Origin of the sequence: Streptomyces sp. NPDC005775, assembly GCF_042871565.1 — a bacterium.
GTDB lineage: Bacteria > Actinomycetota > Actinomycetes > Streptomycetales > Streptomycetaceae > Streptomyces.
This window is the reverse complement of record NZ_JBIAIU010000004.1, coordinates 540,908-555,176: the sequence shown is the minus strand read 5'-3', so window position 1 is coordinate 555,176 and position 14,269 is coordinate 540,908. Positions and strand designations below refer to the sequence as shown.

Annotated in this window: 11 protein-coding genes; 6 read left to right on the top strand and 5 right to left on the bottom strand. The window is 71.8% G+C overall.

Annotated elements, in window-relative coordinates; all coding sequences use genetic code 11:
* Positions 1-11 precede the first annotated feature (11 nt).
* The 3 genes from ACFYPA_RS12910 to ACFYPA_RS12900 all read right to left on the bottom strand — a co-directional run bounded on the left by ACFYPA_RS12910 (position 12) and on the right by ACFYPA_RS12900 (position 4,941).
* Positions 12-1,442 carry an MFS transporter gene (locus ACFYPA_RS12910; protein ID WP_389131551.1) on the bottom strand — a complete coding sequence of 477 codons (1,431 nt, stop codon included), beginning with the start codon at positions 1,440-1,442 and terminating at the stop codon, positions 12-14.
* Between the two features lie 115 nt (positions 1,443-1,557).
* Positions 1,558-2,754, bottom strand: a complete 1,197-nt coding sequence (locus ACFYPA_RS12905; RefSeq protein ID WP_359081294.1) for a lipid-transfer protein — start codon at positions 2,752-2,754, stop codon at positions 1,558-1,560.
* A gap of 12 nt (positions 2,755-2,766) precedes the next feature.
* On the bottom strand, positions 2,767-4,941 hold the full coding sequence (locus tag ACFYPA_RS12900) for an acyl-CoA dehydrogenase (protein ID WP_389131548.1): 2,175 nt from the start codon (positions 4,939-4,941) through the stop codon (positions 2,767-2,769).
* A gap of 248 nt (positions 4,942-5,189) precedes the next feature.
* Between ACFYPA_RS12900 and ACFYPA_RS12895 the strand changes: the two genes are divergently transcribed.
* Positions 5,190-7,001, top strand: coding sequence for an MFS transporter (locus tag ACFYPA_RS12895; protein WP_389131545.1), 1,812 nt, complete (start codon positions 5,190-5,192; stop codon positions 6,999-7,001).
* Here the strand turns inward: ACFYPA_RS12895 and pepE are convergent.
* Together pepE and ACFYPA_RS12885 are read right to left on the bottom strand one after the other, a co-directional pair.
* Complete coding sequence (gene pepE / locus ACFYPA_RS12890; RefSeq protein ID WP_359081299.1) at positions 6,964-7,692, bottom strand: dipeptidase PepE; 729 nt, start codon at positions 7,690-7,692, stop codon at positions 6,964-6,966. The two genes, ACFYPA_RS12895 and pepE, sit on opposite strands and share 38 nt — an antisense overlap.
* 62 nt (positions 7,693-7,754) lie before the next feature.
* Positions 7,755-8,582, bottom strand: coding sequence for an IclR family transcriptional regulator (locus tag ACFYPA_RS12885; RefSeq protein WP_359350837.1), 828 nt, complete (start codon positions 8,580-8,582; stop codon positions 7,755-7,757).
* A 153-nt stretch (positions 8,583-8,735) separates the two neighbouring features.
* Here ACFYPA_RS12885 and ACFYPA_RS12880 point away from each other — a divergent pair, with 153 nt between their 5' ends.
* From ACFYPA_RS12880 to ACFYPA_RS12860, 5 genes are all read left to right on the top strand, one after another.
* Complete coding sequence (locus ACFYPA_RS12880) at positions 8,736-9,689, top strand: DUF1177 domain-containing protein (protein ID WP_359081302.1); 954 nt, start codon at positions 8,736-8,738, stop codon at positions 9,687-9,689.
* Positions 9,689-11,077 (top strand): cytosine permease, encoded by a 1,389-nt coding sequence (locus ACFYPA_RS12875; protein WP_359318473.1) that lies wholly within the window; start codon positions 9,689-9,691, stop codon positions 11,075-11,077. The genes ACFYPA_RS12880 and ACFYPA_RS12875 overlap by 1 nt, the downstream gene beginning before the upstream one ends.
* Positions 11,074-12,405: a M20/M25/M40 family metallo-hydrolase gene (locus ACFYPA_RS12870; protein WP_389131540.1), complete on the top strand. Its 1,332-nt coding sequence runs from the start codon at positions 11,074-11,076 to the stop codon at positions 12,403-12,405. The genes ACFYPA_RS12875 and ACFYPA_RS12870 overlap by 4 nt, the downstream gene beginning before the upstream one ends.
* A gap of 100 nt (positions 12,406-12,505) precedes the next feature.
* On the top strand, positions 12,506-13,150 hold the full coding sequence (locus tag ACFYPA_RS12865; RefSeq protein WP_389131537.1) for a class I SAM-dependent methyltransferase: 645 nt from the start codon (positions 12,506-12,508) through the stop codon (positions 13,148-13,150).
* A 137-nt stretch (positions 13,151-13,287) separates the two neighbouring features.
* Complete coding sequence (locus ACFYPA_RS12860) at positions 13,288-14,229, top strand: N-acetylmuramoyl-L-alanine amidase (protein WP_389131534.1); 942 nt, start codon at positions 13,288-13,290, stop codon at positions 14,227-14,229.
* Positions 14,230-14,269: the final 40 nt, after the last annotated feature.

Below are 14,269 nucleotides of genomic sequence, written 5' to 3'. Positions count from 1 at the left end.
TGCGGGTGGACTCAGCGCTTCGCCGACCCGTGCCGGGGCAGCCAGAGGACACTCAGCAGCAGTCCGCCGAGCAGCACTCCGCCCGCCGTCCGGAAGGCCAGTGCGTAGCCGGCCGTGAGCTCCACCGGGTTCGTGGAGCCGTCCGTGCGGGCCGCGGCGACCGTGGAGAGTACGGCGAGGCCGAGGGCGCCGCCCATCGTGCGGGAGGTGTTGACGAGTCCGGAGACCAGTCCGGCCTCGCCGGGGGCCGCGCCCGAGGTGGCGAGCGTGGCGAGCGGGGTGGCCGCGAGGCCGGTGCCGGCCATCATCAGGACGCCGGGCAGACAGACCGCGGTGAGGTACGAGCCGTCGGCCGTCATCGTGGACTGCCAGCCGAAGCCCGCGGCGGCCATCGCCGTGCCGATCAGCGCCAGGTTCTTCGCCCCGGTCCGGGCCATCAGCCGCGGGGCGCACTTGGAGCCGACCACGATGGCCACGGAAGTCGGGATCAGGGCGAGCCCGGCCTCCAGCGCGGAGTAGCCCAGCACGTTCTGCGCGTACACGGTCATGAAGTACCACATGGAGAAGGTGGCCGAGCCGATCACGAGCATCGCCACGTTCGCCGCCGCCACGGCACGCACCCCGAGCACCCGCAACGGCATCAGCGGCTTCGCCGTCCGGGCCTCCACCAGGACGAACAGCGCGAGCAGGGCAGACCCGCCCAGCAGCGGCACCAGGGTCGCGGCGGCGCGCCAGCCCGATTCCTCGGTCTGCACGATGCCGTACGCGACCGAGGCCAGGCCCGCCGTGACGAGCAGGGCGCCCAGCAGGTCGATCCGGCTGCGCCCACCGGCCCGGCCCTCGGCGAGCCACAGGGCGGCGCCGACCAGGACGAGCACCCCGACGGGCACGTTGATGAGCAGGACCCACCGCCAGGACAGGGCGTCGGTGAGCACCCCGCCGATCAGCCCGCCGGCCGCGCCACCGCCCGCACCGACGGCCATCCAGGTGCCGATCGCCCTGGTCCTGGCCGGTCCCTCGGGGACGGCCGCGGTGAGCAGGGTGAGGGTCGCCGGGGCGAGCACGGCGGCGCCGAGCCCCTGGCCGGCCCGGGCGGCGAGCAACTGCCAGCCCTCCTGGGCCAGTCCGCCGGCGAGGGAGGCGGCGGTGAACAGGCCGAGGCCCACGAGGAACATCCGCTTGCGGCCGTAGAGGTCGGCCGCCCGCCCGCCGAGCAGCATGAATCCGGCGAAGGCGATCGAGTACGCGTTGAGCACCCACTGGAGGCCCGCGGCGCTGAGCCCCAGGTCGGTGCGCATGGAAGGGAGTGCCACGTTGACGACGGACACGTCGAGGACGACGAGGAACTGACCGGTGCAGGCGGCGAGCACGACCGCCCAGGTACGGGTCCGGGTGCCGCCGGTACGGCGTGTGGGCGTCGAGACATCAACCATGGAGGTCATGGTCGCAGCCGCCACGGACCCCGTACATCGGTTTCCGGACCGTAGCGGCCTCGGTCCAGCGGCGTAGGACCGTAGCGGCCTCGGTCCAGCGGCGTAGGACCGGGAATCCGGAGGCTCAGCGGCGCAGGAGGGTCACCACCGCCGCTCCGCCGAGTCCGATGTTGTGGGCGAGCCCGGTCCGGGCGTCCGGAACCTGACGGGGGCCGGCCTCTCCCCTGAGCTGCCAGGTGAGTTCGGCGGCCTGGGCGATCCCCGTGGCGCCGAGCGGGTGCCCCTTGGAGATCAGGCCGCCGGACGGGTTGACCACCCAGCGGCCTCCGTGGGTGGTGGCGCCGGACTCGACGAGCGCCCCGGACTCGCCCTCTCCGCACAGCCCGAGCGCCTCGTAGGTGAGGAGCTCGTTGATGGAGAAGCAGTCGTGGAGCTCGATCACGTCGAGGTCGTCCGCGCCGACGCCGGCCCTCTCGTACACCTGCCGCGCCGCCTCCCGGGACATGGGCAGCCCGACCGCGTCGATGCAGGTCCCGGAGGCGAAGGAGGCGTCGGTGTCGGTCGTCATGGCCTGGGCGGCGATCTCGACGGCCCGGTCACCGAGGCCGTGCCGCTCGACGAAGCGCTCCGAGACGACGACGGCCGCCGCCGCCCCGTCGGAGGTCGGGGAGCACTGGAGCCGGGTGAGGGGGCGGTGGATCGGTTTGGCGGCGAGGACCTCGTCGACCGTGTACGGGTCCTGGAACTGGGCGTACGGGTTGCCGGCCGAGTGGCGGTGGTTCTTCGCGGCGACCGCGGCGAGCTGTGCCTCCGTGGTCCCGTACCGCTCCATGTGCTCCCGGGCGGCGTTGCCGAAGATCTGCGCGGTGGGCGGGGTCATCTCGAAGCCGTGGGCGGCGGCCATGATGCCGTAGTGCCGGGCCACCGGGGACGTCTTGAAGTCGCCCGCGCCGCCGTCGGCCCCGCCCCCGCCGAGCGATCCGCGCGCCATCTTCTCGAAGCCGAGGGCCAGGACGCAGTCGCTGCCGCCGCCCTCGACGAACTGGCGGGCCATCATCAGGGCGGTGGAGCCGGTGGCGCAGTTGTTGTTGACGTTGTAGACGGGTACGCCGGTCAGTCCGAGTTCGTAGACGGCGCGCTGCCCGGCGGTGGAGGGCTGGAAGCAGTAGCCGACGGCGGCCTGCTCGATGTCCTCGTACGTGACGGAGGCATCGGTGAGGGCGGCGGTACCGGCCTCCCGGACCATGTCCCAGTACTGCCAGTCGCGGGTCTCGGGCTTCTCGAACTTCGTCATTCCGACACCGACGATGTATGCCTTCATGGGGGTGTCCCTTCAGTCCCGAGGGAGGCCGAGGATGCGCTCGGCGACGACATTGAGCTGAACCTGGGTGGTGCCGCCCGCGATGGTGAGGCAGCGGGACATCAGGAAGCCGTGCACCGCCCGCTCCCCCGGCCCTTCGCGGACCGCCCCGTCCGGGCCGAGGAGTTCGAGGGCGAGTTCGGCGACCTTCTGCTGGTGGACCGTCTGGACGAGCTTGCGCACGGAGGCTCCCGCGCCCGGATCGAGGCCGGAGACCTGCTGGAGCGTGGTGCGCAGCCCGATGCAGGCCAGCGCGTGGGCCTCGGCGGCCAGCGCCCCGATCCGGGTCCGGCAGGCGCCGTCGAGCCCTTCGGCGCGGTCGATCAGGGCTTCCAGCCCGGTGTCGAAGGCCACCTGGTCGGCCATGTGGACGCGTTCGTTGCCCAGGGTGTTGCGGGCGACCCGCCAGCCGCCGGCGGCCTCGCCGACGAGGGCGTCGTGGGGCAGCAGGACGTCGTCGAAGTACACCTCGTTGAAGAGGGAGTCGCCGGTGATCTCCTTCAGGGGGCGGATGTCGATGCCCTCGGTGTTCTTCATGTCGACGAGGAAGTAGCCGAGCCCCTGGTGCTTGGGTGCGTCCGGGTCGGTCCTGGCGAGCAGGATGCCGTGGTCGGCCCACTGGGCGGCGCTCGTCCACACCTTCTGGCCGTTGATCCGCCAGCCCTCGGGGGTCCGTTCGGCGCGGGTGCGCAGCGAGGCGAGGTCGGAGCCGGCGCCGGGTTCGGAGAACAGCTGGCACCAGAGGAGTTCGCCGCGCAGGGTGGGCAGGAGGTAGCGGTCCTGTTGCTCGGCGGTCCCGTGTGCGAGGAGGGAGGGCACCACCCAGGTGGCGATCCCGAGATCGCTCAGCTTCACGCCCTGCTCGCGCAACTCCTGTTGGACGGCCAGCTGTTGTACGGGCCCGGCGCCGAGTCCGTAGGGCTCCGGCAGGTGTGGGGCCGCGTACCCGGTGGGCGCGAGGGCGCGGCGGGCGGCTCCCGGGTCGAGCCCGCGGGCGGCGGCGACGGCCTCGCGGGCCGCCGAGCGGTGCTCCGCCGCGTGCGCGGGGAGTTCCAGGGCGAGTTCGCGGCGCGCACCGCCTGCGGCCAGACGGACGGCCCGCTGCCGGTGGTCGTCCCCGGCGCCCAGCAGTTGCCGTGCCACCAGGGCGCGGCGCAGGTACAGGTGGGCGTCGTGCTCCCAGGTGAAGCCGATGCCGCCGAGGATCTGGATGGCGTCCTTGGCGCAGCCGTACGCCGCGTCCAGGGCGGTCGCGGCGGCGAGTGCGGCGGTCAGGCCCCGTACCTCGTCCGGCGCGCCGGCCGCCCGGGCGGCGTCCCAGACCAGGGCGCGGGCCTGTTCGACGCGTACGAGCATGTCGGCGCACAGGTGCTTGACGCCCTGGAACTGTCCGATGGGGCGGCCGAACTGTTCGCGGACCTTGGCGTGTTCGGTGGCGGTGTCCAGCGAGCGGGCCGCGGTGCCGCAGGCCTCGGCGGCGAGGAGGACGGCGGCGAGGTCGCGGACGAGAGCCGAGTCGGCGCGCAGGGCGCGTGCGGCGGGGGCCAGGACCCCGTCGGCGCGGACCGCGGCCGTGGGCCGGGTGGGGTCGGCGCTGCGGTGCGGTCGCACGGTGACGCCCGGTGCGGCGGCGTCCACGGCGAACCAGCGCAGGCCGGTGGCCGAGGCGGCCGGGAGCAGGAGCAGGTCGGCCTCGGCGCCGGAGAGCACCGGTGGCAGTGCGCCGTCCAGGAGGTGGCCGTCCTTGTGCGCGACGGCGGTGAGGGTGCCGGGGCCGAGCGCGACGGCTCCGATGCGCGTACCGGCCGCCAGGTCGCGCACCAGTTCGCCGGCGCCCGAGGCGTGCAGGACGGCCGAGGCGAGGACGCTGCCGAGGTAGGGACCCGGCAGCGCGGCGCGGCCCGTCTCTTCGAGGACGACGGCCAGGTCGAGGAGATCGCCGCCCCCGCCGCCGTACGCCTCGGGCAGATGGATGCCCAGCAGCCCCTGCTCCGCGAGACCGTCCCAGTGCGCGGGGCGTGCGCCGGAGGCAGCGGGGACGTCCGCGTCGAGCAGTGCGCGGATTTCGCCCGGCGGTACGGCACGTGACAGCCATCCCCGCACGGACTGTGCGAGTTCCCTGTGTTCTTCGGTGATTCCGATGCCCATGCGGATCCTCGCCGGTCGCAGCCACTGGAACGGCGCAAGAGTAGAACACGTTCCAATCTGACGGAAGGTCAGATGAGCCCTCACTTCGGACCCTGCCGGTCGCCTTGACCTGTTCTTTCCCTATTCACCGGAATACCGCGGGCGTACGGAAGGTTTCAACCTGCACGTACTTGGCGGTCAGCGCTGCCCGCCGCAGGGACCGCTCTCCCGCCCCACCCCTCCTCTTTTGCCGCCCGGAGGCCGCACGCATGCCACAGACGACGCACGAGAAGCCCGCCGCGGAGCTTCCTGATCCACGGACATCGAAGGCGGGCCGCGGGATCGTCCCCGTGCTCGCCTTCGCGGGCATCACCGTCGCAGTGATGCAGACCCTGCTCGTCCCCGTCATCAAGGACCTGCCCGCCCTTCTGAACACCACCCCGTCGAACGCGACCTGGGTGATGACGGCGACCCTGCTCGCCGGAGCCGTCTCGACCCCGATCATGGGTCGCCTCGGAGACCTCAACGGCAAGCGGAAGATGCTGCTGGCCAGTCTTGCCGTGATGGTGGTCGGCTCGCTGATATGCGCGTTCACCGACGACCTCGTGATCATGATCGTGGGCCGTGCGCTCCAGGGCTTCGCCATGGGCGCCATCCCGCTGGGCATCGGGATCATGCGCGACGAGCTGCCGCGCGAGAAGCTCGGCTCCGCGATGGCGCTCATGTCTTCCTCGATCGGAGTGGGCGGCGGACTCGCGCTGCCCGCCGCCGCGCTGGTCGCCCAGCACGCCGACTGGCACACCCTCTTCTTCGGCTCGGCCGCTCTCGGGGTGCTGGCCATGGGGCTGACCGTGCTCGCGGTGCCCGAGACCTCGCGGCGCGCACCCGGGCGGTTCGACGTCACGGGCGCACTCGGCCTCTCGCTCGGCCTGGTCCTCCTGCTGCTGCCCATCACCAAAGGCAGCGACTGGGGCTGGACCTCGGGCACCACGCTCGGCCTGATCGCCGCCGCCCTGGTGGTCCTCCTGCTCTGGGGCGTCTTCGAGCTGCGGAGCGACGCGCCGCTGGTCGACCTGCGGACCACGGCCCGGCGCGAGGTGCTGCTCACCAACCTCGCCTCGATCATGGTCGGGGTCGCCTTCTACGCCGTCTCGCTGGTCCTTCCGCAGCTGCTCCAGCTGCCGGCCTCCACCGGTTACGGCCTCGGCCAGTCGATGGTGGTCGCCGGACTGTGCGTGGCCCCGCTCGGCCTGACGATGATGTTCGTCGCCCCGCTGTACGCGCGGATCTCCGCCCGGTACGGCCCCAAGGTCTCGCTGATGCTCGGCCTGCTGGTCATCGCGATCGGCTACGGTGCCGGGCTCGGCCTGATGAGCGCCCCCTGGCAGACCATCGTGATCGCGGTGCTGCTCGGGGCCGGTATCGGACTCGCGTACTCCTCGCTGCCCGCACTGATCATCGGGGCGGTCGACGCCTCGGAGACGGGTGCGGCCAACGGGCTGAACACCCTGATGCGCTCGATCGGCACCTCGGTGTCGAGCGCGGTGATCGGCATGGTGCTGGCGAACACCTCGGTGCGGATGGGGCCGGTCTCGGTGCCCAGCATGGAGGGGTTCCGGACCTCGTTCATGATCGCTACGGGAGCGGTGCTGGTCGGTCTCGTACTGGCGGCCTTCCTGCCGTCGCCGCGAAAGGCCGCCGCGCCGGTGCTGCTGGCGAGCAGCGCGGCCGACGCCGCCGCACGCGAGGCCGGCGAGCCGCTGCCCGCCGTTCCGCACCCGTTCGCGGGCTCCGACGGCTTCCGCGGCCGCGTGCTGGAGGCGGACGGGACACCGGTGGCCGGGGCCAACGTGACCCTGATCGACCGGCACGGCCGGCAGGCCGGACTCACCACGACGGACGCGCAGGGCCGCTACGCGCTCGCCGCCCCCGGTCACGGCAGCTTCGTCCTGGCCGGATCGGCCACCGGACACGCGCCGCGGGCCCGGCCCGCGGCGTACCCGGCGGACGGGGCTCGGGCCGAGACCGATCTGGTCCTGCCGGTCAGCGCACCGGCGCGTCGAACCGGGGCGCGGTCGTGAGCAGATGAGAGACGTCCGCCCCCACCAGGAGCTCCTGCGGCCGCGCGCCGCGGGTGAACAGCCGTGCGGGGCGGGCGCCCTGGACCCGGGCCTGGCGTCCGTCGACGTGCAGCCATGAGCCTTCGCGCAGACCCAGCACGGGCACGTCGTTCTCCTCCAGGAACTCCGTGAGCCGCTCCTCACGGGTCTCACCCTTGTGGGTGCTCTCCGGGTCCGGGTCCAGGTAGTGCGGGTTGATCTGGAAGGGGACCAGCCCGAGTGTCTCGAAGGACGGCGGCTGCACGATGGGCATGTCGTTGGTCGTACGGAGGGTGGGTGCCGCCATGTTCGTCCCCGCGCTGGCCCCCATGTACGGCAGCCCCTCGCGTACCGCCCGGGTGACGGCGTCCCGCAGCCCGGTGCGGTAGAGCGCGCTCAGCAGCCGGAACGAATTCCCGCCGCCGACGAACACGGCGTCGGAGGCGGCGAGTTCGGCGACCGGATCGGCGTTCTCATGGACGCCGCGAACGCTGATGCCGACCGGTTCGAGGGCGTCCCGGACCCGTGCGGTGTACGTGGTGTAGTCGGCGAGTGCGTAGGGCACGAAGGCGAGCCTGGCGCCGGAGGGCAGGAAGGCGGCGACCGTGTCGAGGGCGTGTTCCAGGTAACCACGGCCGTGCTGGGTGGAGTTGGAGAGCAGGAGCAGATTCACGGGGTTCCTCGCGGGGGTTCTCATCGGGGCGGTCGTGCGGGTGCGTGGATACTGACTGCGGGTCAGGTGACCCGTGTGCGGCGGGGCTTGGGCTTCGGGCGCTGCGGCGGGTGGGTCAGGCGCTTCTCCAGCAGGTCGGCGGCCTGCCGCAGCGCGTCGAGACGGTTCTCCGGCGCCCCCTCGAACCGCTCCTCGGCCCCGCCCAGACTGAGGCTTCCGTACGGTTCGCGCCCGAGGAAGACCGGTACGGCGACGGTCGCGACGCCGGTGTCGTACTCGCCGACCGTCCAGGCGTACCCCTGGGCCCGGACCTTCAGGAGCTCCCGCTCCAACAGGTCCGGATCGGTGACCGTCCGGTCCGTGAACCGGGCCATCGGGCGTCCCCGGAACAGCCGGTGGCGCTGCTCGTCCGGCAGATAGGCGTAGAACGACTTGCTGGTGGCCCCGGCGTGCGCCGGGTAGAGCTCGCCGACCAGCGGGTAGTAGCGCAGCGGCCCGCTCTCGCCCTCCTCGGCGGCCACGCACCGCATGTGGAAGCTGTCCGGCAGACAGAACAGCACGGTGTCGCCGGTGACCCGCCGCAGTTCCTCCAGGACCGGCCCGGCCAGCAGCTCCAGCGATCCGGAACGCTCCCAGAGCCTGCCCAGGCGCAGCACGGCGGGGCCGATGCGGTAGCGGCGGGTGGCCGGGTCGGAGACGAGGAAGCCGCGCCCCGCGAGGGTGGCGAGCAGCCGCTGGGCCACCGAGGTGTCCCAGCCGAACTCCTCCGCGACCTCGGTGACGCCCCAGTCGGGTCTGGTTCGCTCGAACGCGAGCAGCACGAGGAGCGCCCGGTCGACGGTTTGCAGGGCCCCGGCGGGGGTGCGCCGGTCCAGATCGAAGTCCCTCATCGTGATCTCACCATTCAGACCTGAGTTGCAGATAACGGGAAATGGTTGCGCCCCACGCTATCCGATCCCGACTCTGCTCTCAGCACCCCGTCCGGCGCCCCACTCCCTGCCGGGCGCCGGACGGGTGTGATGGATGCGCGAGAAAGGCCCCCCATGTTGAAGTACGTACTGGACATCGTCGATCTTCTGGACGATCCCCAGGCCAACGGCAAGACGGTCGTCGAGTACCTCGACTCCGTGGCTGGGGCCGAGGGCTCGTCCGCACAGGTCACCACGGTCGCCGGTGAGCGGGGTTCGACGGATTTCGTGATGGTCCGCATCCCGGGCTCCCGGGGACGTACGGGCGGAGGCGGCGCCCGCACCCTGGGGGTCGTCGGCCGGCTCGGCGGCATCGGCGCCCGGCCCGAGGTGACCGGCATGGTCTCCGACGCCGACGGCGCGGTCTCGGCCCTCGCCACCGCCGCCAAGCTGCTCGACATGCGCCGCCGCGGCGACGTGCTCCCCGGCGACGTGATCGTCGCCACGCACATCTGCCCGAACGCGCCGACCGAGCCGCACGACCCGGTGCCGTTCATGGGCTCGCCCGTGGACATCGCCACCATGAACCGGCACGAGGTGACCGGCGAGATGGAGGCCGTGCTCTCCATCGACACCACCAAGGGCAACCGGATCATCAACCACAAGGGCCTCGCCCTGTCGCCCACCGTCAAGGAGGGCTGGGTACTCCGGGTCAACGAGCAGCTGGGCGAACTGCTGGCCGTGGTGACCGGTGAGCCGTTGGTCACGTACCCCGTGACCACGCAGGACATCACGCCGTACGGTAATGGTGCACACCACATCAATTCGATCCTCCAGCCCGCCACCGCGACGGCCGCCCCGGTCATCGGCCTGGCCATCACCTCGGCCGCCGCGGTGCCGGGCTGCGGTACCGGCGCCAGTCACGAGAGCGACATCGCGTCCGCAGCCCGCTACGCCGTGGAGGTCGCCAAGGCCTACGGCGGCGGCCACCTGGACTTCCACGACGCGGTGGAGTTCGACAACCTCGTCCGTCGCTACGGGTCGCTGGCTCACCTGCAGACCTTCGGCCGCACACCCCAGGAGTCCTGATGGCAGCCGCCCCGCAGGCCGACGCCGTGGTCCACGAGACCAAGAGCATCGGCAGCGACGACTACTCGCTCTCGCGCGTCCCGCGCGACAAGCGGTTCGGCTTCTGGTCCATGCTGCTCCAGTGGCTGGCCCAGTCCGGTTCGATCTCGCAGTTCACGCTGGGCGCCACCATCGGCGTCGGCATGACCTTCGGCGACGCCTTCCTCGCCTTCACGCTCGGCGCGGTGATCCTGGAGGTCGTGATCTTCGCGATCGGTCTGGCCGGTATGCGCGAGGGTCTGGCGACCCCGATGCTGACGCGCTGGGTGGGCTTCGGCCGCAACGGCTCCGCGCTGGTCAGCTTCGTCATCGCGGTCAGCCTCGTCGGCTGGTTCGGCGTCCAGAACACGATCTTCGGCAACAGCGTCTCGGCGCTCGTCGGCGGGCCGTCCTGGATGTGGTGCGTGTTCGCGGGCATCGCCATCACCGCCCTGGTGATCTTCGGCTTCAAGTACATGGCGAACTTCGCGAAGATCGTCACCCCGCTCTTCTTCGCGATGGTCGCCTGGTCCGTCATCACCACCCTGAACGACCACTCGTTCAGCGACCTGATCCACTCGCCGCCGCCCGGTGACACGATCCCCCTCGCCGTCGCCGCCACCGCCATCGCGGGCGGCTACATGACGGGCGCGATCGTCTCCCCGGAGATGACCCGCTACAACCGCAAGGGCTCGCACGTCTTCCTGCAGAGCGCCTCGTCGATGATCCTGTCCGAGTACCTCGTCGGCCTGACCGGTGTGCTGCTCGGCCACCTGGTCAAGAGCAACGAGGTCTCGCACATCGTGCTCTCCACGTCCGGCGCCTTCGGCGTCATCGTGGTCCTGATGTCCACCGCCAAGATCAACGACTGGAACCTGTACGGCTCCTCGCTCGGCGTCGTCAACTTCTTCCAGGTCGTCTTCGGCAGGCGCGTCCACCGCGGTGTGGTCACGATCGTCCTCGGCATCGCGGGCACCCTCCTGTCCGCGGTCGGCATCATGACCCACTTCACCGAGTTCCTCACGATCCTCGGCGTCGCCATCCCGCCCATCGGCGGCATCATCGTGGCCGAGTACTGGGTCGTGAAGAAGATGCGCAAGCCACTGGACGACACCCGGGAGTCCGAGACCCTGCCGAAGTCCTCGCCGACCTGGGTCCCGATGTCGATCGCCATCTGGATCGCGGCGTTCTGCGTCGGCAAGTTCTACGACGGCGGCATCCCGGCCCTGAACTCCCTGGCCACCGCCTTCGTCCTCTACAGCGTCCTCGGCCTGCTGGGCTGGGTGAAGCCGTACGGCACCTCCGCCCTGGACGACGAGGGCGACGCCGTCCCCGACGCCCGCACCACCACCCCCGTGGGAGCAGCATGAGCACCGTCCCCGCCCCGGCCACCCCCCTGGTCCCGGCCTCCGACGAGGCCCAGGCCGAAGTCGTGGACCTCTGCGCCGAGCTGATCAGGTTCGACACGTCCAACCCCACGAGCGACGAGCGCGCCGCCGCCGAGTGGGTGGTGAGCCGGCTCGCCGAGGTGGGCATCGCGTCGGAGCTGATCGAGTCGGCGCCGGGCCGCGCCAGCGTCATCGCCCGGATCGCGGGCCGCGATCCGGGGCGCGGTGCTCTGCTGGTCCACGGTCACCTGGACGTGGTCCCCGCCGACGCCTCCGAGTGGCAGGTGCCGCCGTTCTCCGGCGAGATCCGGAACGGCTACCTGTGGGGCCGCGGCGCGATCGACATGAAGGACACGGTGGCCGTCATGCTGGCCACCGCCCGCCACTTCGCCCGCACCGCCGCGCAGCCCTCGCGGGACCTGGTCCTGGCCTTCCTCGCCGACGAGGAGGCGGGTGGCAGGTTCGGCGCCCACTGGCTGGTCGAGCACCGTCCGGAGCTGTTCGCCGGAGTCACCGAGGCGATCGGCGAGGGCGGCGGGTTCTCCTTCGCCCTCGACGACACCCGGCGCCTCTACCCGATCGAGAACGCCCAGCGCGGCATGGCGTGGATGGAGCTCACCGCGACCGGCCGGGCCGGCCACGGCTCCTCCCCCAATGACGAGAACGCCGTCACCGACCTCGCCGAGTCGCTGACCCGGATCGGCCGCGAGACCTTCCCGATCCGGCTGATCGAGCCGGTCCGCGCACTGCTCGAAGAGGCCGCCCGGCTCTACGGTGTCGAGTTCGACGAGAACGACATCGAGGGCACTCTCGCCAGGCTCGGCCCGGTCTCCGACTTCATGCAGGTGGTGCTCCGCAACTCGGCGAACCCCACCATGTTCAACGCCGGATACCAGACCAACGTGATCCCCGGGAAGGCGACCGCGCGCGTCGACGGCCGCTTCCTGCCCGGCCACGAGCAGGAACTGATCGACACCATCGACCGGCTCCTGCTGCCTTCGGTCACCCGCGAGTGGGTCAACCACGACATCGCGATGGAGACGACGTTCGACGGCCCGCTCGTCGACGCCATGTGCGACGCGGTGCGCGCCGAGGACCCGGACGGCCACCCGGTGCCGTACTGCAATCCGGGCGGTACGGACGCCAAGGCCTTCACGCACCTGGGCATCCGCTGCTTCGGTTTCAAGGGCCTGAAGCTCCCGCACGACCTGGACTACGGCCGGCTCTTCCACGGCGTGGACGAGCGCGTCCCGTTGGAGGGACTGCGTTTCGGCGTCCGCGTCATGACGCGGCTCTGGCAGAGCTGCTGAACGCTCCCTCACCGCCGCACACCCCCGCCGAGCGCGTCGGCCGGGGTGTGCGGCACGATGGGGCGCCGTCGAAACGCCCCGTCCCACCAGGAGGAACCCCGTGGCCGCCGAGCCCAAGCCGGAGATTCTCGCCGCGTTCCAGGCCGCCAAGGGCTTCATGCCGGTGGTCGAGGGACTCGCGCTGTACGCCGCCGCCGCCGAGGCGGCCGCGCTCGGTCTGCCGCTGCTGGAGGTGGGCACGTACTGCGGGCGCTCCACCATCCTGCTCGCCGACGCGGCGCGTGCGGCGGGTGTCACCGCTCTCACCGTCGACCACCACCGGGGCAGCGAGGAGCAGCAGCCCGGCTGGGAGTACCACGACCCGACGGTGGTGGACCCCGAGGTGGGCCGGATGGACACGCTGCCCACGTTCCGCAGGACGCTGCACGCCGCCGGTCTGGAGGACCACGTGGTGGCGCTCGTGGGACGTTCGCCGCAGGTGGCGGCGGTCTGGGGCGGCCGGCTCGGCCTCGTCTTCATCGACGGCGGCCACACCGACGAACACGCGAACGGCGACTACGAGGGCTGGGCCCCGCATCTCGCCGAGGGCGGGCTGCTGGTGATCCACGACGTGTTCCCGGACCCCGCGCACGGCGGTCAGGCCCCGTACCGGGTGTACCTGCGGGCGCTGGCGTCGGGGGCGTTCGCCGAGATCTCCGTCACGGACTCGCTGCGGGTGCTGCGGCGTACGGGTCCGGGGATCTGAGCGCGCCCGGCAGCGTGCGGGCTTCCCGGGCGGCCCCGGGAGCGCGCCCCGGCCCGCACGCGGGCTACGGGCGGCCTCGTCCGGACCGGCCTTTGATCCCTCCGGACAGCGCGCGGGCTCCCCGATAGCATCGCCGGGTGCGTCACGACGAGAGTGCTCCCCCCACCCCCCGCCGCCCCGCCCTGTCGGCCGCCGCGGGTCTGACCCTGCTGTGTCTGGGCGTGGCCGGCTGCGGCGGTGGCGGCGCCGCGCAGGCGCAGCCCGGGAAGGGCGGTGACGCGGTCCCGTCCTCGGCGGCCGCGTCCGCTCCCGCCTCCCCGGCTGCGCCGTCCCCGGCGCGTACGAGTCCGTCCCCGTCGAAGCGTGCCGCCTCCCCCTCACCGACCGCGCCGGAGACCGTGTCCGGGCCGCTGTCCGGGAAGACGGTCGTCATCGACCCGGGCCACAACCCGGACAACCACCTGCACACCGCCGAGATCAACCGCCAGGTGGACATCGGCACCACGCACAAGGAGTGCGACACCACCGGCACCTCCACCAACTCCGGTTACGCGGAGGCCCGGTTCACGCTCGACGTCTCGCACCGGCTGCGGACACTGCTCCAGGCGCAGGGCGCGAAGGTCGTCCTGACGTACGACGACGACCGGGCGTTCGGCCCCTGTGTGGACGAGCGGGCCCGGATCGGCAACAAGGCCGGGGCGGACGCGGTCGTCTCCGTCCACGCGGACGGTTCGGCGGCGGGGAACCGCGGCTTCCATGTGATTCTTCCCGCATCGGTGCGCGGCGGGGGCGCGGACACCTCGAAGATCGTGGGTCCTTCGCGCGATCTGGGGACCCGGATCGCCGGACTCTTCGTACGCGCTACCGGAAGTGCGCCTTCCAATTACATCGGCGGCAATACCGGTTTGGACACGCGCAAGGATCTCGGCGGACTGAATTTGTCGACCGTCCCCAAAGTCTTCATCGAATGCGGCAATATGCGTGACCCGAAGGATGCCGCCCTGCTCACCAGCGCGGGCTGGCGTCAGAAGGCGGCCCAGGGCATCGCGGACGGCATCAGCAGCTACCTCAAGGGGTAGGTAAGAGGTGGTTCTGCGATGAATTCGGGAGGATGCCCGC